The organism is Streptomyces sp. So13.3 (genome assembly GCF_005860785.2).
In the GTDB taxonomy this organism is placed as follows: Bacteria; Actinomycetota; Actinomycetes; order Streptomycetales; family Streptomycetaceae; genus Actinacidiphila; species Actinacidiphila fildesensis.
Genome location: NZ_CP048835.1, coordinates 5,015,591 through 5,040,522 on the forward strand (window position 1 = coordinate 5,015,591; position 24,932 = coordinate 5,040,522).

24 protein-coding genes and 1 tRNA gene are annotated in these 24,932 nt (G+C 70.0%); 11 read left to right on the forward strand and 14 right to left on the reverse strand.

Translation table 11 applies throughout. The features are described 5' to 3' along the window. Positions 1-1,668: an MFS transporter gene (locus C8250_RS22540; RefSeq protein ID WP_138351189.1), complete on the forward strand. Its 1,668-nt coding sequence runs from the start codon at positions 1-3 to the stop codon at positions 1,666-1,668. 166 nt (positions 1,669-1,834) lie between these two features. Here C8250_RS22540 and C8250_RS22545 read toward each other — a convergent pair whose 3' ends face one another. Next, positions 1,835-2,569, reverse strand: a complete 735-nt coding sequence (locus C8250_RS22545) for a DUF5324 family protein (protein WP_138351190.1) — start codon at positions 2,567-2,569, stop codon at positions 1,835-1,837. 239 nt (positions 2,570-2,808) lie between these two features. Here C8250_RS22545 and C8250_RS22550 point away from each other — a divergent pair, with 239 nt between their 5' ends. Together C8250_RS22550 and C8250_RS22555 are read left to right on the forward strand one after the other, a co-directional pair. After that, positions 2,809-3,342: a peptidylprolyl isomerase gene (locus C8250_RS22550; RefSeq protein ID WP_138351191.1), complete on the forward strand. Its 534-nt coding sequence runs from the start codon at positions 2,809-2,811 to the stop codon at positions 3,340-3,342. An 84-nt stretch (positions 3,343-3,426) separates the two neighbouring features. Next, the gene (locus tag C8250_RS22555) at positions 3,427-4,275 is read left to right on the forward strand and encodes a rhomboid family intramembrane serine protease (RefSeq protein ID WP_138351192.1); all 849 of its coding nucleotides are present in this window, start codon (positions 3,427-3,429) and stop codon (positions 4,273-4,275) included. Positions 4,276-4,540: 265 nt separating this feature from the next. Here the strand turns inward: C8250_RS22555 and crgA are convergent, their stop codons facing one another. After that, on the reverse strand, positions 4,541-4,795 hold the full coding sequence (crgA, locus tag C8250_RS22560; RefSeq protein ID WP_138351193.1) for a cell division protein CrgA: 255 nt from the start codon (positions 4,793-4,795) through the stop codon (positions 4,541-4,543). A gap of 140 nt (positions 4,796-4,935) precedes the next feature. Between crgA and C8250_RS22565 the strand changes: the two genes are divergently transcribed. From C8250_RS22565 to C8250_RS22590, 6 genes are all read left to right on the forward strand, one after another. Beyond that, on the forward strand, positions 4,936-5,718 hold the full coding sequence (locus C8250_RS22565; RefSeq protein WP_244809289.1) for a DUF881 domain-containing protein: 783 nt from the start codon (positions 4,936-4,938) through the stop codon (positions 5,716-5,718). A 43-nt stretch (positions 5,719-5,761) separates the two neighbouring features. Further along, positions 5,762-6,484, forward strand: a complete 723-nt coding sequence (locus tag C8250_RS22570) for a class E sortase (RefSeq protein WP_138351194.1) — start codon at positions 5,762-5,764, stop codon at positions 6,482-6,484. A gap of 61 nt (positions 6,485-6,545) precedes the next feature. After that, positions 6,546-6,740, forward strand: a complete 195-nt coding sequence (locus C8250_RS22575; RefSeq protein ID WP_138351195.1) for a hypothetical protein — start codon at positions 6,546-6,548, stop codon at positions 6,738-6,740. Then, a complete protein-coding gene (locus C8250_RS22580; RefSeq protein ID WP_138351196.1) occupies positions 6,737-7,375 on the forward strand; it encodes an aminodeoxychorismate/anthranilate synthase component II in 639 nt (212 codons plus the stop codon). The genes C8250_RS22575 and C8250_RS22580 overlap by 4 nt, the downstream gene beginning before the upstream one ends. Then, positions 7,372-8,886 (forward strand): class E sortase, encoded by a 1,515-nt coding sequence (locus C8250_RS22585; protein ID WP_244809291.1) that lies wholly within the window; start codon positions 7,372-7,374, stop codon positions 8,884-8,886. The genes C8250_RS22580 and C8250_RS22585 overlap by 4 nt, the downstream gene beginning before the upstream one ends. A gap of 43 nt (positions 8,887-8,929) precedes the next feature. Then, positions 8,930-9,622, forward strand: coding sequence for a class E sortase (locus C8250_RS22590; protein ID WP_244809293.1), 693 nt, complete (start codon positions 8,930-8,932; stop codon positions 9,620-9,622). A gap of 92 nt (positions 9,623-9,714) precedes the next feature. On the opposite strand, the gene pknB is transcribed toward C8250_RS22590, so the two are convergent. From pknB to C8250_RS22620, 6 genes are all read right to left on the reverse strand, one after another. Beyond that, positions 9,715-11,676: a Stk1 family PASTA domain-containing Ser/Thr kinase gene (gene pknB, locus C8250_RS22595; RefSeq protein ID WP_138351199.1), complete on the reverse strand. Its 1,962-nt coding sequence runs from the start codon at positions 11,674-11,676 to the stop codon at positions 9,715-9,717. A 177-nt stretch (positions 11,677-11,853) separates the two neighbouring features. Beyond that, positions 11,854-13,317 carry a penicillin-binding protein 2 gene (locus C8250_RS22600; RefSeq protein ID WP_138351200.1) on the reverse strand — a complete coding sequence of 488 codons (1,464 nt, stop codon included), beginning with the start codon at positions 13,315-13,317 and terminating at the stop codon, positions 11,854-11,856. Next, positions 13,314-14,696 carry an FtsW/RodA/SpoVE family cell cycle protein gene (locus tag C8250_RS22605; RefSeq protein WP_138351201.1) on the reverse strand — a complete coding sequence of 461 codons (1,383 nt, stop codon included), beginning with the start codon at positions 14,694-14,696 and terminating at the stop codon, positions 13,314-13,316. Before C8250_RS22605 ends, C8250_RS22600 begins: the two co-directional genes overlap by 4 nt. Before the next feature lie 22 nt (positions 14,697-14,718). Next, complete coding sequence (locus C8250_RS22610; protein WP_269283049.1) at positions 14,719-16,227, reverse strand: PP2C family serine/threonine-protein phosphatase; 1,509 nt, start codon at positions 16,225-16,227, stop codon at positions 14,719-14,721. A gap of 51 nt (positions 16,228-16,278) precedes the next feature. Then, complete coding sequence (locus C8250_RS22615; protein ID WP_138351203.1) at positions 16,279-16,794, reverse strand: FHA domain-containing protein; 516 nt, start codon at positions 16,792-16,794, stop codon at positions 16,279-16,281. A 10-nt stretch (positions 16,795-16,804) separates the two neighbouring features. Beyond that, positions 16,805-17,665 carry a DUF3662 and FHA domain-containing protein gene (locus C8250_RS22620; protein ID WP_138351204.1) on the reverse strand — a complete coding sequence of 287 codons (861 nt, stop codon included), beginning with the start codon at positions 17,663-17,665 and terminating at the stop codon, positions 16,805-16,807. A gap of 414 nt (positions 17,666-18,079) precedes the next feature. Between C8250_RS22620 and C8250_RS22625 the strand changes: the two genes are divergently transcribed. After that, a tRNA-Leu gene (locus tag C8250_RS22625) sits at positions 18,080-18,162 on the forward strand. Positions 18,163-18,325: 163 nt separating this feature from the next. Here C8250_RS22625 and C8250_RS22630 read toward each other — a convergent pair. From C8250_RS22630 to C8250_RS22655, 6 genes are all read right to left on the reverse strand, one after another. Further along, positions 18,326-19,129, reverse strand: coding sequence for a crotonase/enoyl-CoA hydratase family protein (locus C8250_RS22630; protein ID WP_138351205.1), 804 nt, complete (start codon positions 19,127-19,129; stop codon positions 18,326-18,328). After that, positions 19,126-20,760, reverse strand: coding sequence for an acyl-CoA dehydrogenase family protein (locus C8250_RS22635; protein WP_138351206.1), 1,635 nt, complete (start codon positions 20,758-20,760; stop codon positions 19,126-19,128). The genes C8250_RS22630 and C8250_RS22635 overlap by 4 nt, the downstream gene beginning before the upstream one ends. Further along, the gene (locus C8250_RS22640; protein ID WP_138351207.1) at positions 20,744-21,355 is read right to left on the reverse strand and encodes a TetR/AcrR family transcriptional regulator; all 612 of its coding nucleotides are present in this window, start codon (positions 21,353-21,355) and stop codon (positions 20,744-20,746) included. Before C8250_RS22640 ends, C8250_RS22635 begins: the two co-directional genes overlap by 17 nt. 66 nt (positions 21,356-21,421) lie before the next feature. Next, complete coding sequence (locus tag C8250_RS22645) at positions 21,422-22,144, reverse strand: MIP/aquaporin family protein (protein WP_187144949.1); 723 nt, start codon at positions 22,142-22,144, stop codon at positions 21,422-21,424. Between the two features lie 93 nt (positions 22,145-22,237). Then, positions 22,238-23,587, reverse strand: a complete 1,350-nt coding sequence (locus C8250_RS22650) for a carotenoid oxygenase family protein (protein ID WP_138351209.1) — start codon at positions 23,585-23,587, stop codon at positions 22,238-22,240. Between the two features lie 6 nt (positions 23,588-23,593). Then, a complete protein-coding gene (locus C8250_RS22655) occupies positions 23,594-24,160 on the reverse strand; it encodes a hypothetical protein (protein WP_138351210.1) in 567 nt (188 codons plus the stop codon). 116 nt (positions 24,161-24,276) lie between these two features. Here C8250_RS22655 and C8250_RS22660 point away from each other — a divergent pair, with 116 nt between their 5' ends. Further along, positions 24,277-24,801: a PadR family transcriptional regulator gene (locus C8250_RS22660; protein ID WP_138351211.1), complete on the forward strand. Its 525-nt coding sequence runs from the start codon at positions 24,277-24,279 to the stop codon at positions 24,799-24,801. Positions 24,802-24,932 lie beyond the last annotated feature (131 nt).

Consider the following 24,932-nt stretch of genomic DNA (forward strand, 5'->3'; position numbering starts at 1 on the left):
ATGACGAAGAATCAGCAGGTGGCGCCGAGTGCGCAGACCTCCACGACCCCCTCGGACCCCCGGCGTTGGGCCGTACTGGCGATCTGCTGCGTGGCGGCGGCGCTGCTCGGTATCGACACCAGCGTGCTCAACTACGCGATCCCCTCGCTCGTCACCGACCTGAAGCCGTCGGGCACCGAGATCCTGTGGATCGCGGACATCTACGGGTTCGCCCTCGGCGGCCTGCTGGTGGTGATGGGCAACCTCGGTGACCGGATAGGCCGCAAGAAGCTGCTGCTGCTGGGCGCCGGCGCCTTCGGGGTGGCCTCGGTCCTCACCGCGTACGCCACCAGCCCGGAGATGCTCATCGGTGCCCGCGCGCTGCTGGGTGTGGCCGGCGCGACGATCATGCCGTCGACGTTGTCGATCGTCCGCAACGTGTTCACCGACCCCCGCGAGCGCACCACGGCCGTGGGCATCTCCGGCGGCGTCGGGGCGGGCAGCTTCGCGCTCGGCCCGGTCGTCGGCGGCGCGCTGCTGGACCACTTCTGGTGGGGTTCGGTCTTCCTGATCAACGTCCCGGTCCTGCTGGCGGTCGTGATCGCCGGTGCGATCGTGCTCCCTGAGTCCCGTAACCCCGACCCGGGACGGCTGGACTGGATCAGCGTCCCGCTCTCGATCGCCGGTCTGCTGGGTGTCATCTTCGCCATCAAGACGGCCACCCGTGACGGTGTGCACGAGCCGTCGGTGTGGATGGCCGCCGCGATCGGTGTCGGCTGCCTGATCGTCTTCGTCCGGCGCCAGACCCGCATCGCCTCACCGCTGCTGGACATCAGGCTCTTCCGCAACCCGGCCTTCACCGGCTCCATCAGCGCCAACCTGGTCGCGATCTTCGCCTCGGCCTCGCTCTCGCTGGCCTTCTCGCTCTACTTCCAGGTCGTCCGCGGCTGGTCCCCGCTGATGGCGGGCCTGGCGCTGCTCCCCGGCCCGCTGTCGGCCGCCTTCGCCGCGCCGCTGTCCTCCGCCCTGGTGCCCAGGATCGGCCGGGCCAAGGTGGTGGCCCTGGGCCTGGTCCTGATGTCGGTCAGCATGGTCGGTCTCGGCCTGGTCACCCCGGACTCCAGCTACTGGCTGCTGCTGCCCGCTCTGATCGTCAACGGTGCGGGCATCACGCTGACGTTCACCGTCACCTTCGACACGGCGATGGCGAGCGTGCCGAAGGAGCGGGCGGGCGCCGCGGCGGCGATCTCCGAGACGGCGATGGAGCTCGGCGGGGCGCTGGGCATCGCGGTCCTCGGCTCGGTACTGACCGGCGTCTACCGCAACGGTCTCGACCTGCCGGCGGGCGTTCCGGCCGGTGCGGCCCAGGCCGCCAGGGAATCGGTCGGCGGGGCGGTCGGGCCCGGCGCGCAGCTGTCAGGCCCGATGGGGCGGCAGGTCGCCGAGACGGCGAGCCAGGCCTTCACCCACAGCATGCACGTCACCACCCTGGCGGGCGCCGTCCTGATCGCCGTCGCGGCGGTGATCGCGTTCCACACCCTGCGGGGCGTCCCGGCGGTGATCGACGAACCGACCGACGAGAAGGACGGCGGGAAGGACGGCGGGACGGCCGACGACGTGGCCGACGTGGCCGACGGGACCGACGGCACCGACGGCACCGACGGCATCAGGGAACTGGTCGGACGCTGACCCGTATCCCCGCGCATGCCGGAGGGCGGGAGACCGTACTGGTCCCCCGCCCTCCGGCATGTGGTGCGTACGCGCTGTATCGATAGGAGGTCCAGGACCCCGGCGCCACTGGTTGCCGAGTCGGACCGAGCTCAGGGCCGGACCGTGGGTCAGGGGCGGTGCGAGGTCAGGATTCGTCGCCGTGATCCGGGCGATCGACCCGGTCCGCCTCGGCCTGCTTCGCCTGTACCTCGGGGTCGAGGGGCTCCACGGGCGAGCCGTCGACCTTGTCGAGCGGGTCGGCCTTGTCCGTACGGTCCATGCCGACGAGGGTCGGGCCGCTGCCGTTGAGCGTGGCCCGGTCCGCGACCTCGGTCGGCGGGGCGGGCTCGACCAGCCAGTCCGGGTTGGTCTGCTTGCTCCACCACTTCCACGCGGCGTAACCGGCCCCGCTGATCATGCCGAGCACCACAAGGCGCTTGAAGGCCTTGCCCGCCTTGGCACGACGACGGTGCTGCCGGCCCAGCTTGTCGATCTCGGCGACGGACACCCTGCCCTGCAGTGCGGCCAGGGCGGCCGCGCCACGTGCCAGGGCCTCGTCACGGGCGGGGCCCGCGGCGGCACGGGTGACCTCCACCGCGTGTCCGACCCGGGGGGCCGCGTACTCATTGGCCTGGCGTGCGGTCAGCGCGGCCTTCACGGCCGCGGTGTCCACAGCCGAAGCGACCTTGGGCGGTAGTGCGGCGTGTGCCTTCTGCGCGGCGGTCGCCACTCGGGGCGTCAGCCAGATCTTCGCCTCGTCCGCGTAGTGCGCGGCGTTGTCCTTGGCGGTGACGGCGTATGGAGCGACCACCTCAGCGGCGTGCTGCATGCTGTCCTTGGTCTGCCCGGCTGCGTTGCGCACGCTGTCGATGCGGGTCACAGGAACCTCCTCCTCGGTGGCGTACGGTTTTCGCCTATCCACCCGATTTGAAATCATGCCTGTTTAGGGCCGGTCCGGCATGTGCGACCGGGCATATGGGTCAAGGCGGGGCACACGGAGAGCTCCCACAGACGATGCCACGATGCGCGCCGGTACGCGATAGAGCCGGGGAAGCCGACGGCCACTCCCCGTCCGTGCGAGGATTTGTCCCTGTCAGCGAAGACTATGGAAGGTAGATCGTGGCCGAGCAGCTCTATGCGACCCTGAAGACCAACCACGGGGACATCGAGGTCCGGCTCCTGCCGAACCACGCACCGAAGACGGTGAAGAACTTCGTCGAGCTCGCCGAGGGCACGCGTGAGTGGACCGACCCGAAGACCGGCAAGCCGACCAACGCGAAGCTGTACGACGGCACGGTGTTCCACCGTGTGATCACCGGCTTCATGATCCAGGGCGGCGACCCGCTGGGCAACGGCACCGGCGGTCCGGGCTACGAGTTCGCGGACGAGTTCCACCCCGACCTCGGGTTCGACAAGCCCTACCTGCTGGCGATGGCCAACGCCGGCCCGGGCACCAACGGCTCCCAGTTCTTCATCACGGTCTCCCCGACCACGTGGCTGACCCGCAAGCACAGCATCTTCGGCGAGGTCGCCGACGTGGCCAGCCAGAAGGTCGTGGACGCGATCATCGCCACCCCGACCAACCCGCGCACCGACCGCCCGGTGCAGGACGTCGTGATCGAGTCGGTCGTGATCGAGACCCGCGAGGGCTGATCGCGCCGTACTCTTCGGGAACACTGCGCCCTGCCCGTCCGTATGGAGGGGCAGGGCGACGCGCGTCCCCAGGAAGAGGACCTCATGGACCAGGCGGTCTGCTGCTACCGGCACCCCGATCGCGAGACCGGCATCCGCTGCACCCGTTGCGAGCGGCCGATCTGCCCGGAGTGCATGGTCAGCGCCTCGGTGGGCTTCCAGTGCCCGGAGTGCCTGGGCGAGGCCCGGCGGACGACACCCGCGCCGCGTACGGTCGTGGGCGGCACGGTGGCCGCCGACCCGCACCTGGTCACGAAGATCCTCATCGGGCTGAACCTGGCGGTCTTCGTGCTGGTGCAGGCGCTCGGCGACCGGCTCGCCGGTGACCTGTCGCTGTACGCGTACTGCGACCCCGTGGTGCGGCAGTACTGCATCGGCGTGTCCGAGGGCCCCGACCAGTGGTACCGCCTGATCAGCTCGGTCTTCGCGCACCAGGAGTACTGGCACATCGGCTTCAACATGCTGACGCTGTGGTGGATCGGTGCGCCGCTGGAGGCCACGCTCGGCCGGGCCCGCTATCTGGCGCTGTATCTGATCTCGGGGCTCGGCGGCAGCGCTCTGGTCCTGCTGCTCGCCCCGTACCCGGGCGCGCTGGGGGCCTCCGGGGCGATCTTCGGCCTCTTCGGGGCCACCGCCGTCTTCATGCGGCGCAGCCGGATGGACATGCGGCCGATCCTGATCCTGCTCGGGCTGAACCTGTTCTTCAGTTTCACCTGGTCGAACGTCAGCTGGCAGGGCCACCTCGGCGGCCTCGCGGCCGGCACGGTGATCGCGATCGGGATGGCGTACGCACCGCGCGAGCGGCGCGATCTGGTGCAGTGGGGGACCTGTGCGGCGGTGCTGGCGGCCACCCTCGTGGCCAGCTGGATCGCCGTGGCTCAGATCACCGCCTGAAGGGCGTTACCACTGGCGTTGATCAGACGTTATCCACAACGAGTACCCGATCCTGTGCACCCTGTGGGGAACGTGTGTGCGTGCGGTCACCGCATCGTGTTTTCCCTGCAAGATCAACGAAAGACCGGTGGCCGACACATCGGCCACCGGTCACACCGGCGTCAACCTCGTAGAGGTTATCCACAGATCTTCCGACCTTTTCCCCACTGTGGATAACCGTGTGGACAACTCTGGGGAGAACCGTCCGGGCCAGCTCGGGAGCCGGCTACTTCCACTGCGTGGAGACCACGAATCCGCCCGCGATGAAGCCGAAGCCCACCACGATGTTCCAGTTCCCCAGCGCGTCGACCGGCAGGCTGCCCTGCGTGACGTAGAAGAGGACGATCCAGGCCAGGCCGATGACGAAGAGCGCCAGCATCAGGGGCGCGACCCAGTTGAAGCCGGACTTGAGCTTTATCGACTGCGTCTTCTCCGGCGGCGGAGTGAAGTCGGCCTTCTTGCGGATCCGTGACTTCGGCACGAGGGACTCTCCTGTCGATGCGCTGCGTAACCGCGCGGGGATGTCGGGGATGTGAGGCTGGCCGGGCGGGTGGGGGCACCACCGCGGACGGGCGTCCGTTAGCGTAGTGCTTCCTCGGGTGTGAAGGAGACAAGGGTACGGTGACCGATTCCGGCGACGCGCCCTCCTCCCGTCCTTCTCCCGCTCGTCCTTCCACCCGCACCGTAGTACTGCGGACGCTCAGTGCGGGAGTCTTCGCGCTCGCCGGACTGATCTTCTGGATGAGCTTCGACACGGCCAAGGGCGTCAACATCCGCAGCGACGACCCGCTGCCCAAGCTCTCGGACAACGTGCGCAAGCAGAGCAGCCGGAACCAGGAGCTGGAGAAGCAGCTCACCGCGGTCCGGAACGATGTCGACACCCTCACCCGCCAGGGCATCGGCGCCACCGACGCGAACCGCAAGCAGCTCGATGCGCTCGAAGAGGAAGCCGGCACGAAGGCGCTGACCGGCCCGGCGCTGAACGTCACCCTCAACGACGCCCCGCCGAACGCCACCGCGCTCGTCCCCGGCGTGCCCGACCCGGAGCCCAACGACCTGGTCATCCACCAGCAGGACCTGCAGGCCGTGGTCAACGCGCTGTGGGAGGGCGGAGCGGTGGGCATCCGGGTCATGGACCAGCGGCTGATCTCCACCAGCGCGGTCCGCTGCGTCGGCAACACCCTGATCCTCCAGGGCCGCGTCTACTCCCCGCCGTACAGAATCACCGCTGTGGGTGACCAGAAGAAGCTGCGCGCCGCCATCGACCGGAACGCGACCATCCAGAACTACCTCCAGTACGTCAACGCCTACGGGCTCGGCTGGAAAGTGGGGGCGGACAACCGGGTGACTCTTCCCGGCTACTCCGGCACAGTGGATCTCCACTACGCGAAGCCCGTCTCCTGACCGGATTCGCGACCGGCGGCGGGGCGAGGGGGCGGGGGCGCCGATGGCGATCCGGCTGGTGGTGCGGACGCTGAGCGAACTGTGCGTCACCGCGGGTGCGTTGATCGTCCTCTTCGTCGTCTACATCCTGTTCTGGACCGGCGTGCGCGCGGACAGCGCGATGAACGGCGAGCTCGACCGGCTGCAGAACACCTGGGCCACCGGATCCCTGGCCCCCGCGGAACCCACCCCCGCCCCGACCGCGACGGGCGGCACACCGTCCGCCGCCCCGCCTGCGGCGGCCCCGGCGCCGTACCGGAACGGCACGTCGTTCGCCGTCATGTACATACCCCGGCTCGGCTCCGGCTGGCACAAGCCCGTCCTGCAGGGCACCGGCTCCGGCGTGCTGAAGAAGGGGCTGGGGCACTACACGGACACCGCGCGGCTCGGGGAGACCGGCAACTTCTCGGTGGCCGGCCACCGGCGCACCTACGGCGATCCCTTCAAGGACTTCCCCAAGCTGCGCAAGGGCGACCGCGTCTACCTCTTCGACGGCACGTCCTGGTACACGTACGTCCTGGACCGCGACCCCTTCCGTACCGTCCCCACCGACGTCGGCGTCATCGACCCGGTGCCGAGGGAGTCCGGCTGGACCGCGCCGGGCCGCTATCTGACGCTGACGACCTGCGACCCCGAGTGGGGCCACAGCCACCGGCTCATCGCCTGGGCGCACCTGGAGACGGTGAGCCCCGCCGAGCAGGGCCGGCCGAAGGGTTTGTCCGGGTAGGCCACCGGTCCCGCCGATCTCCCCTTACTCTGTTCCGGGGAACCGGGAAGGAAGGCAGCGCATGTACGGCTGGATCTGGCGGCATCTGCCGGGCAACGTGTGGCTCAGAGCGCTGATCTCGCTCGTGCTGGCCCTGGCTGTCGTGTACGTCCTGTTCCAGTACGTCTTCCCGTGGGCCGAACCGCTGCTGCCGTTCAACGATGTGACCGTGGACAACGGTATGAACGCGACGAACGGGATGGCCGCCGTCCGATGACCGCTCGCATCCTCGTCGTGGACAACTACGACAGCTTCGTCTTCAACCTGGTCCAGTACCTCTACCAGCTCGGTGCCGAGTGCGAGGTGCTGCGCAACGACGAGGTCGAGCTCGCGCACGCGCAGGACGGCTTCGACGGGGTGCTGCTCTCCCCCGGCCCCGGCGCGCCGGAGCAGGCCGGGGTCTGTATCGACATGGTCCGGCACTGCGCGGAGACCGGGGTACCGGTCTTCGGCGTCTGCCTGGGCCTGCAGTCCATGGCCGTCGCCTACGGCGGCGTGGTCGACCGGGCGCCCGAGCTGCTGCACGGCAAGACCTCGGCCGTGACGCACACCGGGACCGGGGTGTTCGCCGGGCTGCCGTCGCCCTTCACCGCGACGCGCTACCACTCACTGGCGGTCGAACGGGACACCGTGCCGCCGGAGTTCGAGGTCACGGCCTGGACCGACAGCGGCATCATCATGGGGCTGCGGCACCGTGACGCGGCTGTCGAGGGCGTCCAGTTCCACCCCGAGTCGGTGCTCACCGAATGGGGCCATCTGATGCTCGCCAACTGGCTGGTGGCGTGCGGAGACGAAGGCGCCCCCGACCGTTCGACGGGACTGGCGCCCGTGGTCGGCAGGGCCGGGGCGTGACCGGGCTCCGCCCGGACGAGCCCCCGTCCTACGAGGACACGGGGCAGTTCGCGGTGGCGGTCGGACAGCTCGCGGACCCGCTCAGCGACCCCCTTCCGGGCCGCGGGCCGCTTCGGGCGCCGGCCGAAGCGGCGGAACCCCCTCCCACACCCGCAGCACCGTCAACACCCGCACCACCGGCACCTGCCGACGCCTCCGACGCGGGCCAGGAGGTCATCGGCTCCCCCTGGTTCCGCCCGCACGAGATGCCGCACCAGGCGTCCCACCAGGCGTCCCAGCAGGCGCCGCAGCAGACGTCCGTATCGCCGGAGCAGCAGGCGCCCGCGCCGCCGCCCGCGTACGACGAGGCGCCCGCCGCGTACGACGAGGGATACGGCAGGACGTACGAGGGCGGGTACGCCAGCGGTTACGACGCGGGGCCCGCCGTATCCACTCCGGCGCCCGCGCCGGTACCGGCGCCCACCCCCGCGCCCGCGCCCCCCAGGGTCCGGCGCAGGGGCGTGCCCGGCGAGACGGAGCAGTTCCCGGCCGTGCGCCCGGACGGAACGCCGGACGAGCCGGCCGGGACCGGAGCACCCGGCGCGACCGGCGCCGCGGAGGAAACCGCGGCCACGCCGACGGGCACTCCCACGACGGGTGCTCCGGCGCCCGGCGGCCGTGCCGAGCGCCGTAAGGCGGCCAAGCAGGGCGCTGGGCACCGCGCCAGGGGCCGGGCGGCTTCCGGGGCCTCCACCGCCTCCACGGCCTCCGAGAGCGCCCAGGCGGCTCCGGCGGTCCCCATGACCCGCCTGGAGGCCCGACGGGCGGAGCGGGCGGCCAAGGACAGCGCCGCGGTGATCCTCAGCCGGGTGATCGGCGAGGTGTTCATCTCGGTCGGCGTGCTGATGCTGCTCTTCGTGACGTACCAGCTCTGGTGGACCAACATCCGCGCCCATCAGCAGGCCAGCGGTGCGACCAGCGCGCTGCAGAACCAGTGGAACAACGACAAGAGCGCGAAGAAGAACGACGACCGCAAGGCCGACGCCTTCTCCCCCGGCCAGGGCTTCGCGATCATGTACATACCCAAACTGGATGTGAAGGCCCCGATCGCCGAGGGCGTCTCCAAGCACAGTGTCCTGGACAAGGGCATGATCGGCCACTACACGGGTGCGCTGAAGACGGCGATGCCGTGGGACAAGCAGGGCAACTTCGCGCTCGCGGCCCACCGCAACACCCATGGAGAACCGTTCCGTTACATCAACAAGCTGGTGCCGGGCGACAAGATCGTGGTCGAGACCGAGAGCACGTACTACACGTACGAGATGACGAGTGTGCTGCCGAGCACCTCCCCCTCGAACGTCAAGGTGATCCAGCCGGTCCCGCAGGGCTCCGGATTCACCAAGCCGGGCCGCTACATCACCCTGACCACCTGCACCCCGGAGTTCACCAGCACCTACCGGATGATCGTCTGGGGCAAGATGGTCGAGGAACGGCCGCGCAGTCAGGGCAAGCCTGCCGCGCTGCCCGACTGACCGGCCCCGGCCGGACAACGGACTGCCACAGAACGGAACAGCGGTGACGACGACCAATCGCGGCGGGCGGGGCCCGGTCGCGGCCATCATCAGTGTGATCGGTGAACTGCTGATCACCGCAGGGCTGGTGCTCGCCCTGTTCGTCGTCTACTCGCTGTGGTGGACGAACGTGATAGCCGATCGCCACGCGAAGCGGGACGGCGACAAGGTCCGGCAGGGCTGGGCCGCCCCCGGCCCCCGCGGCCTCGACACCAAGGACGGCATCGGGTTCCTCCATGTCCCCGCGATGGGCAGGAACTTCGAGGTCCTGGTCAAGAAGGGCACCGACACCGACATCCTCAACGAGGGCGTCGCCGGCTACTACGACCAGCCCGTCAAGTCGGCCATGCCGTGGGACAAGCAGGGCAACTTCACCCTCGCCGCCCACCGGGACGGCCACGGCGCCAAGTTCCACAACATCGACAAGCTCAGGAACGGCGATCCGGTCGTCTTCGAGGACAAGGACACCTGGTACGTCTACAAGGTCTACTCGGTCCTCGACGAGACCTCGAAGTACAACGTCGGCGTCATCGACCAGATCCCGGCGGACTCCGGCAGGAAGAAGCCGGGCCGCTACATCACCCTGACCACCTGCACCCCCGTCTACACCTCCCGGTACCGCTACGTGGTCTGGGCCGAACTGGTCCGCACCGACAAGGTCGACGCGAACCGCACCCCGCCCGCCGAACTGGGCTGACAGACGGAGCAGCAGCACGAAGGGGCCACGGACGCGGTGTCCGTGGCCCCCTCGTTGTGCTCGTGCTCCGGTTGCTGCCCGGTCCGGCGCTGTCAGTTGCCGAACAGGCCGCCGTTGTCCCCGCCGCCGGTTCCACCGGTGGTGAAGAGCTGGACCGTGCCGCCCTGCTGGACGGGCTGGTTCGCCTGCGGGAAGGACTGGGCGACGACCGCGTCGTCCTTCTTGGGGCCGAGGACCTGGACCTTCAGGCCCATGCCCTCCAGCTGGTTCTTGGCGTCCTTCAGCGTCTTGCCGACCAGGTCACCGGGGACGGTGAGGTTCTGCTGCTGCGGCGCCTTGGCGATGAACAGGGTGACCGTCTGGTCCGGTTGGGCCGTGCTGCCGCCCGCCGGGTCCTGCCGGATGATGGAGCCCACCGGCTTGTCGGCCGACTCCTCGTCCTGGGTCCGCACCTTCAGACCCTGGTCGATGAGCGTCTGCTTCGCCTGGGCGAGGGGCATCTGCGTGACGTCCTTGACCGTGATCTCCTCGGGCTTCTTGGCGACGGTCAGCGTGACGACCGTGTCCTTCGGCTTGAGGGTGCCGCCCGCGGGGTCCTGCTTGGTGACCGTGCCGTCGTCCTTGGTGTTGGACGTCTCGGTCACCTCCTTGACCTGGAATCCCTTGTCCTCAAGGGTCTTCTTGGCGTCCTCGAACTTGTCGTTGACGACGTCCGGGACGGAGGTCGGGGCGACGCCCTTGGAGATGGAGACCGTGATCGTCTTGTCGGCCGCGAGCGGGTCGTTGGCCTTCGGCAGCTGGTCGCAGACCGAGTTCGCCGGCTGGGCGTCGCAGAACTTGGTCTCGCCCTTGACGACCTTGATGGCCGGGTCGAGGTTGGCGGCCGCGCTCTGGGCGTCGGCGAAGGACTTGCCGACGAGGTTCGGGGCCGTCAGGGAATCCGGCGCGCCCTTCTTGTTGAACAGCGCCTGGCCCAGGAAGATCGCGCCGACCAGGACGAGGATGCCGGCCAGCACCAGCAGCACGGTCGAGGTGTGGTTCTTCTTCTGCCGGCGGCGGTCGGGACGGTCGTCGTAGCCGTAGCCCCCGTCGTCGTCGCGGACCGGGGGAAGCATGGAGGTCGCGGGGTTCTGCGAGGGCAGCGCCGTGGTCGCCGCGCCGTCCCCGTACCCGCCGTAGCCGACGGATCCCATGGCGGCGGTCGCCCCCACGGGCTGGCCGTCGAGGTACGACTCGATGTCCGCGCGCATCTCGTCGGCGGACTGGTACCGGTAGTCCGGGTCCTTCGCCAGCGCCTTGAGGACGATGGCGTCCATCTCGGGGGTGATCTCGGGATCCCAGACCGACGGGGGCTGCGGGTCCTCGCGCACGTGCTGGTACGCCACGGCCACCGGGGAGTCGCCGACGAACGGCGGGCGCACGGTCAGCAGCTCGTACAGCAGGCAGCCGGCCGAGTAGAGGTCGGAGCGGGCGTCGACCTGCTCGCCCTTGGCCTGCTCGGGAGAGAGGTACTGGGCGGTGCCGATGACGGCGGAGGTCTGCGTCATCGTCATGCCGGAGTCGCCCATGGCGCGGGCGATGCCGAAGTCCATGACCTTGACCTGGCCGTTGCGGGTGAGCATCACGTTCGCGGGCTTGATGTCACGGTGCACGATGCCGGCGCGGTGCGAGTACTCCAGGGCCTGCAGGATGCCGACGGTCATCTCCAGCGAGCGCTCGGGCAGCAGCTTGCGCCCGGAGTGCAGCAGTTCGCGGAGGGTGGAGCCGTCGACGTACTCCATGACGATGTAAGGGATCGAGATACCGTCGACGTAGTCCTCGCCGGTGTCGTACACGGCGACGATCGACGGATGGTTCAGGGAGGCGGCCGACTGGGCCTCACGGCGGAACCGGGCCTGGAAGGACGGGTCGCGGGCGAGATCCACCCGGAGCGTCTTCACAGCGACGGAGCGGCCGAGCCGGGTGTCGTGGGCGAGGTACACCTCGGCCATACCACCGCGGCCGAGCACCGAACCCAGCTCGTACCGGCCGCCGAGGCGACGCGGCTCTTCCATAGCTCTTGCCCTTCCCTAACCGTGCCCTGTGGATGCTCGGGCATACGGTACCCGGCACGCTCGATGGATCCGGGACGTGACCGGGTCCCGATATCCGACCGGTATCGCCACGTGCGGCGATGGGGTGGTTATGGGGTGGAAACTGCCCGGTGGGTGACGTGCGTCACGTTCCCCGCGTCACTTGTTCAGTACGGCCTCCATGACCTTCTTGGCGATCGGCGCGGCCAGGCCGCCACCGGAGATGTCGCCACGGGAGGCGTCGGAGTCCTCAACGACGACGGCGACGGCGACCGGGGAGCCGTCGGCGGTCTTGGCGTACGAGATGAACCAGGCGTACGGGTTCTTGCTGTTGCCGACACCGTTCTGCGCGGTGCCGGTCTTGCCGCCGACGGTGACGCCGTCGATCTGGGCGTTCGTGCCGGTGCCCTCCTTGACCACGGTCTCCATCATCTGCTGGAGCTTCTGGGCGTTGGCGGCCGACACCGGCTGCGAGTACGTCTCGGGCTTCGTCTGCTCGATCACGTTCAGGTTCGGCGCCTGCAGCTTGTCCACCATGTACGGCTGCATGAGCTTGCCGTCGTTGGCGATGGCGGCGGCGACCATGGCCATCTGCAGCGGGGTGGCCGCGGTGTTGTACTGGCCGATCGCGGAGAGCACGTTGGACGGCTCGTCCATGTTCTTGGAGTAGACGCTGGCGTCGGCGCGGACCGGGGTCAGGATCTCCTTGTTGAAGCCGAACTTCTCGGCCTCCTCGCGCATCTTGTCCTTACCGAGGTCCTGACCGATGCGGCCGAAGACGGTGTTGCAGGACACCTTCAGGGCCACCCGCAGCGAGGCGTTCTTGCACGGCAGGTCGCCCTCGTTCTCCAGGTTCCGCGAGCTCTGCGGCAGCTTGTAGGGCAGTGGCGACCTGGTCTCGGCGTCGACGTCGGTGTAGAGGCCGTTCTCCAGCGCCGCGGCGGCGGTGACGACCTTGAACGTCGAGCCGGGCGGGTAGACCTGGCGCAGCGCCCGGTTGAGCATCGGGTCGTCGGGGTTGTTGGCCTTCTGCAGGGCCAGCCAGTTCTTCTCGTCGGTCTTCTTGGAGGTGCCGGCGATGGACGACGGGTCGTACGAGGGCGTGCTGGCCAGCGCCAGGATCGCGCCGGTACGGGGGTCGAGCGCGGCGACCGCGCCCTTCTTGTTGCCGAGGCCGGTGAACGCGGCGAGCTGGGCCTTGGCGTTCAGGGTCGTGATGACCTTGCCGCCCTGCTTCTCCTTGCCGGTCAGCATGTCGATGGTGCGGTTGAAGAAGAGCCGGTCGTCGTTGCCGGTGAGGAACTTGTCGTAGACGCCTTCGAGGAACGACGTCTGGTAGGCCTGCGAGGCGTAGCCGGTGACGGGGGCCCACATGGGGCCGTCCTTGAAGGTCGCCTTGTACTTGAAGTCGCTGCCGGGCGTCTCGACGCTGCCGGTGAGCGACTTGTCGCCGACGACGATGTCGCCGCGCGGCTGGGCGAACTGGTTGATGCTCACGCGCCGGTTGTGCTTGTCGTTCGCCAGTTCGTCACCCGTGACGAACTGCACATAGTTGACGCGGATCAGCAGGGCGAGGACGAGCAGGCCGCAGAAGACTGCGACCCGTCGCAGGGGCTTGTTCACTGGGTGCGCACCACCTGGGTCGGTTCGGCATCGGTTGACGGGGCGGGGCTGGGTGCCGGGCGTCGCGCGGTGTCGCTGATGCGCAGCAGGATGGCCACGAGGGCCCAGTTCGCGATGACGGACGAACCGCCCTGGGCGAGGAACGGCATGGTCATACCGGTCAGCGGGATGAGGCCGGTGACGCCGCCGGCGACCACGAAGACCTGCAGCGCGAAGGCGCCCGACAGGCCGATCGCGAGCAGCTTGCCGAACGGGTCGCGGGCCGCGAGGGCGGTGCGGACACCGCGCTCGATGAGCAGCCCGTAGAGCAGCAGGACGCCCATCAGGCCGGCCAGGCCGAGCTCCTCGCCGACGGTGGCGAGGATGTAGTCGCTCTTCGGGGCGATACCGCCGATGAGCCGGGAGTACCCCTGGCCCAGTCCTGAGCCGAACATGCCGCCGGAGCCGAACGCGTACATCGTCTGGGCGGTCTCGGTGACCCCGCCGTTGACCAGCGCGAGCGGGTTCAGCCAGTTGTCGACGCGGTCCTTGACGTGGTGCTCGAAGGTGGAGACGAAGACCGCGCCGGCGGCCGACAGCACCAGGCCGAAGACGATCCAGCTGGTGCGCTCGGTGGCGACGTACAGCATGATCACGAACAGGCCGAAGAAGAGCAGCGAGGTGCCGAGGTCGGTCTCGAAGACCAGGATCAGCAGGCTGAGCACCCACAGCACCAGGATCGGGCCGAGGTCGCGGCCGCGCGGCAGGTACAGGCCCATGAAGCGGCGGCTGGCGAGCGCCAGCGCGTCCCGCTTGACCATCAGGTAGCCGGCGAAGAAGACGGTGATGATGATCTTCGCGAACTCACCGGGCTGCAGCGAACCCACACCCGGGATGGTGACCCAGATCTTGGCGCCGTTGATGCCGGGGAAGAACACCGGCATGATCAGCAGGACCAGCGCCACCACCATGGAGATGTAGGTGTAGCGCTGCAGGATCCGGTGGTCCTTGAGCACGACCAGCACGGCGACGAAGAGCGCGACGCCGAGCGTGGACCACATCAGCTGGGTCGGCGCCATCGCCTTGCCCAGCGAGGGCTCCAGGTCCAGCCGCCAGATGAACACCAGACCCATGCCGTTGAGCAGCGTCGCGATCGGCAGCATCAGCGGGTCCGCGTACGGCGCGAACTTCCGCACGATGAGGTGCGCGATGCCCGCGAGCAGGCCGAGGCCGAGGCCGTAGGCGAGCAGGCCGGCGGGCAGCGAGCCGTCCTTGGCCAGGCCGACGTTGGCGTACGCGAAGACCGGGATCAGAACGGCGAAGACGAGCAGTGCGAGCTCGGTGTTGCGCCGGCTGGGTGCGCCGACGGAAGAGATGGTGCTGGTGTTGCTGGCACTCATGAAGAGCTGCCCCCTCCTCGTACTACTGCTGGGTGCCGCACTGCGGGGCCAGCTTCTGTTCGTCGGGCGAGAGGGTGGGGCCAGTGGGGCCAGGTGTCGGGACGGTGCCGGTCGGCTTGTTCAGCTTGTCCTGAGCCGCCTTCGCGGCGGCCTTGGCCTTCGCGGCGTTGGTCTTGCTCGTTTCGACCTTCTTGCAGACGTCGGCCTGCTTGGCCAGCTCGTCGGCCTTGTCGGTGGCCTGGCCGAGGCTGCTCAGCGCGATCGTGGCCTCGACCTGGTCGCGCTGGTAGGCCGGCAGGTACTTGAGTTCGATCTCGGGGCGGTCCTGATGGACCTTCGACAGGCTGATCCACGCCAGCTTCTGGTCGATGCCCTGGTAGACGGCGACGTGCTGGTCCTTGGCGCCGACGTAGTACTGGGTCTGCGTCCAGCGGTAGCCGGCGTACAGGCCGCCGCCGATGACGCCGAGGATGACGACCAGGATCACCGAGCGCTTCAGCCACTTGCGCTTCTTGACCGGCTTGTCGAGGTCCGCGTCGTCGAACGAGCCGAAGGAGCCCATCGGCGCCGCGCCGGCCATCGTCGGATCGCCGCTGCCGGGCGGGCCGAAGGAGCCCGCGGGGCCCGTCTGCTGCGGCGGGGGCGTGCGGCCCAGCTCCGAGGCGCGGCCGGCCGGGGTCTGCAGATGCCGCGGGTCGGAGAGCGGCAGCTGGCTGTCGGCGACGGCGCCCACGACCACCGGGGTGTCGTTCAGTTGTCCGGCCAGCGTGTCGCTGTCGTCCACGTCCAGGACGTCGGCGACGATGCAGGTGATGTTGTCGGGGCCGCCACCGCGCAGCGCGAGCTGGATCAGCTCCTGCACGGTCTCGTTGGGTGCCTGGTACCCCGCGAGGGTGTCCTCGAGCGTCTGGTGGCTGACGACACCCGAGAGCCCGTCGGAGCAGATCAGATACCGGTCGCCGACCCGCACCTCGCGGATCGACAGGTCCGGCTCCACGTGCTCGCCACTGCCCAGCGCGCGCATCAGCAGGGAGCGCTGCGGGTGGGTGGTGGCCTCCTCCTCGGTGATCCGGCCCTCGTCGACGAGCCGCTGCACCCAGGTGTGGTCCTGCGTGATCTGCGTGAGCAGACCGTCGCGGAGCAGGTACGCGCGGGAGTCGCCGACGTGGACGAGACCGAGCCGCTGCCCGGTCCACAGCAGAGCGGTGAGCGTGGTGCCCATGCCCTCCAGCTGTGGGTCCTCCTCGACCATGACGCGCAGCTGGTCGTTGGCGCGCCGCACGGCGGTGCCGAGCGACGTCAGGATGTCGGAACCGGGAATGTCGTCGTCGAGCGTGACGATGGTGGAGATCACCTCGGACGAGGCGACCTCACCGGCCGCCTGGCCGCCCATGCCGTCGGCGATCGCGAGCAGGCGCGGACCGGCATAGCCGGAGTCCTCGTTGCCCTCCCGGATCATGCCCTTGTGCGAACCGGCGGCGAAACGCAGGCTCAGAGTCATGCGCACCTCGCCCGTCGGCTCCGGGTACATCCGCACGCTGCCCACCCTCTCGCTCGCTGGCTCCGCTCGCCCATTGTGCGACTACTTCCGCAGCTCGATGACGGTCTTCCCGATGCGGATCGGCGCGCCGATCGGCACCGGGGTCGGCGTGGTCAGCCGATTCCGGTCCAGATAAGTGCCGTTGGTGGATCCGAGGTCCTCGACGATCCACTGGCCGTCCCGGTCCGGGTAGATCCTGGCATGCCGACTGGACGCGTAGTCGTCGTCGAGCACGATTGTTGAGTCGTGCGCCCGGCCGAGCGTGATGGTCTGGCCCTGCAACGCGACCGTGGTACCCGTCAGCGAGCCCTCGGCGACGACCAGCTTGGTCGGGGCGCCACGGCGCTGTCGGTTGTTCTGCGGCTGTTGCCGCTGGTTCTGCGCCTGTTGTTGGCGCTGCTGCGGCGGGCGGGACTGGTCGGCCCCGCGCCGTGCCGCGCGCTGGGTCACCCGGGTCCCGAACAGGTCACTTCTGATGACCTGTACCGCGACGATGACGAACAGCCACAGTACGGCGAGGAAACCCAACCGCATGACCGTCAGGGTCAGCTCTGACATTGCCCCCGCTTCACCCTTCGGCTTGCCGGTACACGATGGTGGTGCTCCCGACGACGATGCGAGAGCCGTCGCGGAGCGTAGCGCGCTGGGTGTGCTGCCCGTCCACCACAATGCCGTTTGTTGATCCGAGGTCTTGGACCACGGAAGGCGATCCGACCCTGATTTCGCAGTGCCGGCGCGAGACGCCGGGGTCGTCGACCCTGACATCAGCCTCGGTGCTGCGGCCGAGAACGAGCGTCGGCCGGGAAATCTGGTGCCGGTTGCCGTTGATCTCGATCCAGCGCCGCACCGCGCCGCCGCCGGGACCGCCCGAGGGCGATCCGGCGCCGGGCAGCCGCGTCACGGGTGCCGGTCCGCCGGCACGTCCGCCCGGAGGCGGTCCCGCCGGCATCGGGGGCGGTCCCGAGGGACGATACGGCGCCGCGGTGCGCGGCGGCTCGTGCCGCTGCATCGGCTGCGGCTGCTGTTGCTGGTGGGGCTGCGGTTGCTGGGACTCGCTGGACGCGAGCGTGCGGCTGCGCACCCGGTACAGGCCGGTGTCGAGGTCGTCGGCCTTCTCCAGGTGGACCTTGATGCCGCCCATGAAGGTGTAGCGCTGCTGCTTGGCGTAGTCCTTCACCATGCCGGCGAGTTCCTCGCCGAGCTGCACGGAGTACGGACTGAGTCGCTCGAAGTCGGGCGTGCTCAGCTCGACGATGAAGTCGTTGGGCACCACAGTGCGGTCGCGGTTCCAGATCGTGGCGTTGTTGTCGCACTCACGCTGGAGCGCGCCCGCGATCTCGACCGGTTGGACCTCGCTCTTGAACACCTTGGCGAAGGTGCCGTTCACAAAGCCCTCGAGACGCTGCTCGAAGCGCTTCATTACTCCCATGGGGCACCTCCCTCCTCGGGCTCTTCCGATACTGCTTACTGATCGTATCCACGCGCCGGGAAAACGGCTGGTTCCCCGATCCCGTGGGACGGAGCAGTGTCAACCCTCACACGGTCCACTCGGATGGTAGATGCGGCTCCTGTCCAGTGTCCCGCAACCGGGGGCGCGGCCGTACAGCGCGGTGCTCTCCGGACAACCCTGCCCGGTGGGAGCCGGGGTACACGGCGCGGACGCCTTCGGAGCCCGACACCCGGACGGGCTCCGGCCCCGGGCCGTGTCCGCCCCGGTGGGCGGGCGGAAACGGGTGTGATTCCACCCCTGCCGCCGTGCTAATCTTCTCGAGTCGGAAGGCGCTCCCGCACTGCCCGGACCACGGTCCGGAGAGTGAAGGAGCATCGACCGGCGCCACTTATTGCGCGAGTGGCGGAACGGCAGACGCGCTGGCTTCAGGTGCCAGTGTCCTTCGGGACGTGGGGGTTCAAATCCCCCCTCGCGCACAGAGTAGAACCGTTGAACGGTCTCTCCGGAGTGACGAAAGTCGCTCGGAGGGGCCGTTTTTCGTTGTCCGGGTGGTTCGGTGTCCTGTGCTCCGGCCGGTGTGCGGCGGGTCGGTGTGATGTGCGGCACTTGTTCGTGCCGCACATCACCGTCGGCGGGTCGTCAGATGGTGTCGAAGTCGCCGTGGCGGCCGAGGCCGGAGGTGAAGCGGTGGGCGCCTTCGGTGATTCCGGCGAGGGCGGCGGAGGCGTTGTGGAGTTCTTGGCGGAGGGCTTCGGGTTCGGGGAGGCCGGCTTGGGTGCGGGTGGACTCTCGGTCGGCGCGCATGCAGGCGGCGGGGTAGCGGGCGATGTCGGCGGCGAGTTCGCGGGCGGCCCGCAGGGCTTCGCCGGGGGGTACCAGGCGGTTGACGAGGCCGATGGCGTGGGCCTCGGGGGCGGGTACCGGGCGGCCGGTGAGGATCAGGTCCGTCGCCCGGCTCTCGCCGATGAGGCGGGGCAGCCGGACGGTGCCGCCGTCGATCAGCGGAACGCCCCAGCGGCGGCAGAAGACGCCGAGGACGGCGTCCTCCTCGGCGACCCGCAGATCGCACCACAGGGCGAGTTCCAGTCCGCCCGCGACGGCGTGGCCGCTGATCGCGGCGATGACGGGTTTGGAGAGCCGCAGCCGGGTGGGTCCCATCGGGCCGTCGCCGTCCTCGGCGACCCGGTTGCCGCGGGCGGTGCCGACGGCCTTGAGGTCCGCGCCGGCGCAGAACGTGCCGCCCCGGCCCCACAGGACGGCGACGGCGGCGTCGGGGTCGGCGTCGAAGTCCCGGAAGGCTGCGGCGAGGGCGGCGGCGGTGGGGCCGTCGACGGCGTTGCGCGCCCCGGGGCGGTTCAGGACGACGGTGGTGACGGGGCCGTCGCGCTCGACCTGGACCGGGGCGTCGGCGGGGTCTTCCGGCGCGTCGTCGGGGGCGGTCACAGGAGGTGGCGGGCGCGGTCGATGAGGGGTGCGGTGTCGGTGCCGGCGGGGAGGGTGCCGAAGGCGCGGCCGTGGTCGCCGCCGAGCCGGGAGGCGCAGAAGGCGTCGGCCGCGGGGCTGCCGTACCGGACGAGCAGCGAGCCCTGCAGGACCAGCGCCATCGACTCCACGATGCGGCGGGTGCGGAATTCGAGGTCGGTGAGGTCGCCGAGCTCCTTCTTGAGCTCCGCCACGGACGCGTCCAGCCGCCGGTCGGCGCCCGCCGCCAGGTCGATCTCGGCGAAGAACGCCTCGACGGAGTCGGGCTGACGGGCCATCGCGCGCAGTGCGTCGAGCGCGGAGACGTTGCCCGAGCCCTCCCAGACCGACAGCAGCGGTGCCTCGCGGTAGAGGCGGGGCATGCCCGATTCCTCGATGTAGCCGTTGCCGCCGAGGCATTCGAGGGCTTCCGCGGCGTGCACAGGGCCGCGTTTGCACACCCAGTACTTGGTGACGGCGAGCGCCAGCCGGCGGAAGGACTCCTCGGCGGCGTCGCCGCGCGCCGCGCGGTCGGTGGCGCCGGCCAGCCGGAACGCCACGGTGGTGGCGGCCTCGGACTCGACGGCGAGGTCCGACAGGACGTTGCGCATCAGCGGCTGGTCGATGAGCGGGGCACCGAACGCCGAGCGGTGCGCGGTGTGGTGGACGGCCCGGATCAGCCCGGCACGCATGGCGGTGGCGGTGCCCAGGACGCAGTCCAGACGGGTCAGGTTGACCATGTCGATGATGGTGCGGACCCCGCGGCCCTCCTCGCCGACGAGATACCCGAGGGCGCCGTCGTACTCGATCTCGGCGGAGGCGTTGGAGCGGTTGCCGAGCTTGTCCTTGAGGCGCTGCAGCTGGATGCGGTTGCGGGTGCCGTCGGGGAGGACGCGCGGCAGCAGGAAGCAGGAGAGGCCGCCGGGGGCCTGCGCGAGGGTCAGGAACAGGTCCGACATGGGCGCGGACGTGAACCACTTGTGGCCGGTCAGCGTGTACGTGCCGGCCTCGCCACCGGCCGGAACGGCCCGGGTGGTGTTGCTGCGGACGTCCGAGCCGCCCTGCTTCTCGGTCATCGACATACCGGCGATGAGACCGCGCTTGCCGGCCGGGGCGCGGAGCCCGAAGTCGTACTCGCGGGCGGCGAGCAGCGGCTCGTACGCGGCGGCGAGCGTGGGGTTGGCGCGCAGGGCGGGGACGACGGCGTACGTCATGGAGACCGGGCAGATGTGGCCGGCTTCGACCTGGCCCCAGACGTAGAGCTTGGCGGCGCGGGCGACATGGGCGCCGGGCCGGTCGTCGCGCCAGGGGGCCGCGTGCAGGCCGTGGCTGACGGCGGTGTCCATCAGTTCGTGCCACGCGGGGTGGAACTCGACCTCGTCGATGCGGTTGCCGTACCGGTCGTGGGTGCGCAGCACCGGTTCGTTCTCGTTGGCCAACCGGCCCAGTTCCTGGGCGTGTTCGGTGCCGGCGAGCGTTCCCAGGGTGTGCAGCGAGTCCTCGGACCAGCCGGCGCCCTGGCGGTGCAGGCCCTCGATGAGGGTGGCGTCGGCGGCGACATCGTGGCCGGTCAGGGGCGGTGCTTGGTTGGTGACCTCATGAGTCTGCGGCATTGCGTCCTCCCAGAGCGCGTAGGGCGAAGGAGACGAGGGCGGGGATCAGGTCGTCGGGTGCGCCGCCGTCGGCGAGCGGGCCGACGAGGGCTTCTCCGACGGCCCCCACCAGGGCGGCGGCGGTGAGCTGGGGGTCCTGGGCCGGCAGTCGTCCGGAGGCGACTCCGGCGGCGATCTGTTCCGCGATCACATCGCGGAACGCGCGGCGGAAGACGAGCCGTTCGGCGTCGACGGCGGCGTCGACCGGCTCGGCGAGCAGGGCGTAGGCCAGCCGCGGTGACTTCAGGGCCCGTCCGGCGAAGGTCTCGATGATCGCGGCGACCCGGTCGGGCAGGTCGGCGGGCCGGTTGGCGGCGGCCCGGACGGCCTCGACCTCCCGGCTGCAGACCACCCGGAACAGCTCCGCGACGAGCTCGGCCTTGCTGGGGAACGAGCGGTACACGCTGCCGGCCGCGATACCCGCCCGTTCGGCGACCGCGGCCACCGAGCAGGCGGCGTATCCGCGTTCGGCGAGCAGCTCGACCGCTCCGTGGAGTACGGCGTCGCGCTGGGCGTCGAGGCGCGCCTGGATGGTGGGGGTCCTGCGGTAGGGCATGCGTAGAAGTGAAGCAGTGATTCAGTTCTTCATCAAGACCCGGTCCTGGCTGCCACGGGGGCTCCCTCAGGGCTTCTTCGGGGTGAAGAGCGCGGTGGCCAGGGCCAGTCCGAGGACGGCTCCGGTCAGCTGGGCGGCGATGAAGCCGGGCAGTGATCCGGGGGCGATGCCGGTGAATGTGTCGCTGAAGGAGCGGCCGACGGTGGCGGCGGGGTTGGCGAACGAGCTGGAGGAGGTGAACCAGCAGGCGGCGCCGATATAGGTCGCGACGGCGACGGGTGCCAGCTGCGTACGGCCGCTGCGGACCAGGCCGGTGACGAGCAGGACGAGTCCGGTGGTGGCGACGACTTCGCCCAGCAGCAGATGCCCGGCCGACAGGTCGTGGGTGGACCAGCTGATCAGCGGGCGGTCGAACATGGCGTCCGCGAGCACCGATCCGGCGATGGCGCCAGTGGTCTGCGCGAGGACGTAGAGGGCCACGGTCCGGGCGCCGTACGCGGTCGGGCCGCCGCGTGCGGTCCACCAGTCGGCGAGGGTGACCACGGGGTTGAGATGCGCGCCGGAGACCGGGGCGAGGAGGGTGATCAGCACCCAGAGTCCCAGGGCGGTGGCCAGCACATTGGCCAGCAGCTGCACCCCGACGTCGTGGCTGAGGCGGGTGGCCTGGATGCCGGAGCCGACCACGACGGCCACCAGGGCGGCGGTGCCGACCAGTTCGGCGGCGGCTTTCCTGAGCGGCGGGACAGCTGGCGGGGTGGCTTCCCGCGCCGGCACGGCCTGTGTCTGCATACCCAGATTCTGCGGCCTATTTCGGAATATTGTTTCCGTATCTTGGAAATGAGACAGGTTCGGTATCGCCATCGGCCGGTTCCAGAGGGCCGCTCACTGGTCGGGAAGCCAGTTGCCATGGAATCCGTAGGGCACCCGCTGGGGCAGGTGGATGGTCGCGACCGGCGGGGCGGCGAGGTGCTCGGCGTCCAGAATCACCAGGTCACTGGTACCGGTGCCGGCGTCGTACACATAGGTGAGCAGCCAGCCGGGGCCGCCCGCGAGGTCGTCCGCCGGGGCGAAGGCGGCTTCGCCGGGGGTGCGGCCGGGCGCGAACTCATGGCTGGTGACGCCGCCGGTCCGCAGGTCGTAGCGGACCAGGGCGCCGGCCACCGGCCCGCGTCCCAGACCCTCGGCCGTGGTGACATGGCCGAACCGGGCCGGCTGTCCGGCGAGCCGGTCGTCGACCCGGGGGAACTCGCACGGCCGGTCGTCGATCTGCTCCTCGGCGACGGTGCCCGTCACGAGGTCCAGCGTCCAGCGCCACAAGGTGGCGGGCCGGTGGACCAGATCCGGCGCGTAGTGGTGCGGATAGCGCGTGACGTGCAGGACGATCCGGTCACCGTCGCCCTCGTCGTACGCGTTGAGCCCGTGGAAGACGTAGCAGGGGTCGATCGGGAACCAGCGGACGACGCCGTACGGATCGTCCCTGCGCAGCACGCCGAGCCGGGCGCCGTAGGCCGGGTCCCACTGGTACGGCATGCCGCCGCCGGGGCGCATGGCCTCCTGGAGGTTGAAGACCACGGGCAGATCCATGAACACCACGTGGGAGGCGGTGAGATGGAAGTCGTGCATCATCGTGTGCGCCGGGACGTCCACGGGGCGGCTGACGACCAACTCGCCGGAGGCGTCGGCCCGGTGGTACGTGAGGTACGGCGCGGTGAGCCCGCCGTAACCGAAGAAGTGCAGCTCCCCGGTGGTCGGGCAGGTCTTGGGGTGGGCGGTCATCGGGGTCTCGAGCCGGCCGCCGAAGTCGTGCGGTCCGACGGTCTCCAGCTCATGCCCCGGGCGGCAGTCGATCTCGTACGGGAACGAGGCCTCGACCAGGGCGAGGGTGCGGCCCGCGTGCCGGACGATGTGGGTGTTGGCGGGGCCGGCCGTGAGATCCAGATTGCCCTGGTCGTCATAGATCCGGGCGCCGTGGGTGAAGGTCGAGGTACGGACCCAGCGGTTGCGGTACGAGGTGGCGCGGCCGCCTTCCAGACGGACGCCGTGCACCATCCCGGCGCCGAAGAACCAGTGCGGGGAGGCGGCGTCCTGCGGGTTGGGGCCGTTGCGCAAGTACCAGCCGGTCAGCTCGGGTGGGATCGATCCGGTGACCGGCAGGTCGTAGGCGGTCAGTTCCTCCGCGACGGGGGCGAAGTTGCCGGACAGGTGCGGGGCGACGGCGGGCTGCTGGGTCATGCGGGGTCAGCCTTCCTGCGTGCCGGGCTCGGAGAGGCGGGCCCGGACGCGGTCCGGGTAACGGGCGGTGAAGAGCGCGGGGACCACGAAGCCGGCGACCTGGACCGGGATCGAGACACCGCTGCCCAGGTCCGCGGCGTAGATGGGGATCAGTACGGCGGCGGTCACGGTGAAGGCGGCGGCCCAGGCGGCGGTGATCACCACGTTGATCCGGCGGAAGACCGGGGTGTTCCACACCTCGGGCGGCGCCTGGCGCTTGGCGATGCCGGTGGTGAAGGGGCGGCGGACGGCGAGGGTGGCCCAGGCGGTGACGGCCAGCCAGCCGAGCGAGAGCGCCCCGCTGTAGTCCTCCAGGCCGGAGTCCGGACGGGAGAAGGCGACCACGCTGAGGACCGCGAAGAACGCGATCGTGCTGAACTCCAGGATCTGGGACTCGGCGGCGATGCCCGCCTTGCGGTCCTGGATCAGCAGCCAGATGCCGAGGACAAGACCGGTGAGGGCTCCCCACTGCCAGCCGGCCGAGGAGACGGCGGCGAAGGCGATCCAGGGGATGAAGCCGCGCAGGTAGTTCATGACAAGCCTTCCAGTGGTCCGGTCTGGTGTCCGGGTTTCCGGTATTCCATTTCCGACGTGTCAAAAGTAGAACGTCCAGCATTGACGTGTCAAGAGTGGAAGGTAGGATGGACCACATGAGCCTCCGCCACGCACTGCTGGGCCTCTTGGTCGAACGTCCGGCCAGCGGCTACGACCTGATGAAACTGTTCGAGACCTCCCTCGCCAATGTCTGGCCCGCGACCCAGAGCCAGGTCTACGGCGAGCTGGGGCGTCTCGCCGATACGGGCCTGCTGGAAGTGGCCGCGGAAGGACCGCGCGGCCGCAAGGAGTACGCCCTCACCGACGAAGGCCTCGCCGAGCTGCGGCACTGGCTCACCGAGACGGAACCCGACCGGGTGCGCCGCAGCGAAACGTTGCTGCGGGTCTTCTTCCTGGGCGTGCTCACTCCGGTGGAGGCGTGCGCGTACCTCGGGAACGAGGCCTCCCGCGCGGCCGATCACCGGGCCTCGCTGAAGGAGCTGGAGGCGGCGGTGGACTGGGGCGACGACCAGCCGTCCGTCTACGGCCGGCTGGCCCTGGAGTACGGGCTGCGCTTCACCGCCATGCAGGAGGAATGGGCCCGCTGGGCCGCCGACCAGGTCGCGGGCCGCGCGCGCTGAACCGCGTGCCGGTGCCGGGTGCCCGGCGCCGGCACGCGGAGCCGCTGGATCGGCACCGATCGGCCGAGTGGCGGAGCGGCCGGTGCGGACCGGCCGCGCAAGGGTGGCAGGCCGGCGGGAACCGGGGCAGG

Coding starts and splice junctions, on each gene's coding strand:
- C8250_RS22540 (WP_138351189.1), top strand. CDS start 1: ATGACGAAGAATCAGCAGGTGGCGCCGAGTGCGCAGACCTCCACGACC.
- C8250_RS22555 (WP_138351192.1), top strand. CDS start 3,427: ATGGACCAGGCGGTCTGCTGCTACCGGCACCCCGATCGCGAGACCGGC.
- C8250_RS22570 (WP_138351194.1), top strand. CDS start 5,762: ATGGCGATCCGGCTGGTGGTGCGGACGCTGAGCGAACTGTGCGTCACC.
- C8250_RS22575 (WP_138351195.1), top strand. CDS start 6,546: ATGTACGGCTGGATCTGGCGGCATCTGCCGGGCAACGTGTGGCTCAGA.
- C8250_RS22580 (WP_138351196.1), top strand. CDS start 6,737: ATGACCGCTCGCATCCTCGTCGTGGACAACTACGACAGCTTCGTCTTC.
- pknB (WP_138351199.1), bottom strand. CDS start 11,676: ATGGAAGAGCCGCGTCGCCTCGGCGGCCGGTACGAGCTGGGTTCGGTG.
- C8250_RS22605 (WP_138351201.1), bottom strand. CDS start 14,696: ATGAGTGCCAGCAACACCAGCACCATCTCTTCCGTCGGCGCACCCAGC.
- C8250_RS22610 (WP_269283049.1), bottom strand. CDS start 16,227: ATGTACCCGGAGCCGACGGGCGAGGTGCGCATGACTCTGAGCCTGCGT.
- C8250_RS22615 (WP_138351203.1), bottom strand. CDS start 16,794: ATGTCAGAGCTGACCCTGACGGTCATGCGGTTGGGTTTCCTCGCCGTA.
- C8250_RS22620 (WP_138351204.1), bottom strand. CDS start 17,665: ATGGGAGTAATGAAGCGCTTCGAGCAGCGTCTCGAGGGCTTTGTGAAC.
- C8250_RS22635 (WP_138351206.1), bottom strand. CDS start 20,760: ATGCCGCAGACTCATGAGGTCACCAACCAAGCACCGCCCCTGACCGGC.
- C8250_RS22640 (WP_138351207.1), bottom strand. CDS start 21,355: ATGCCCTACCGCAGGACCCCCACCATCCAGGCGCGCCTCGACGCCCAG.
- C8250_RS22645 (WP_187144949.1), bottom strand. CDS start 22,144: ATGCAGACACAGGCCGTGCCGGCGCGGGAAGCCACCCCGCCAGCTGTC.
- C8250_RS22650 (WP_138351209.1), bottom strand. CDS start 23,587: ATGACCCAGCAGCCCGCCGTCGCCCCGCACCTGTCCGGCAACTTCGCC.
- C8250_RS22655 (WP_138351210.1), bottom strand. CDS start 24,160: ATGAACTACCTGCGCGGCTTCATCCCCTGGATCGCCTTCGCCGCCGTC.
- C8250_RS22660 (WP_138351211.1), top strand. CDS start 24,277: ATGAGCCTCCGCCACGCACTGCTGGGCCTCTTGGTCGAACGTCCGGCC.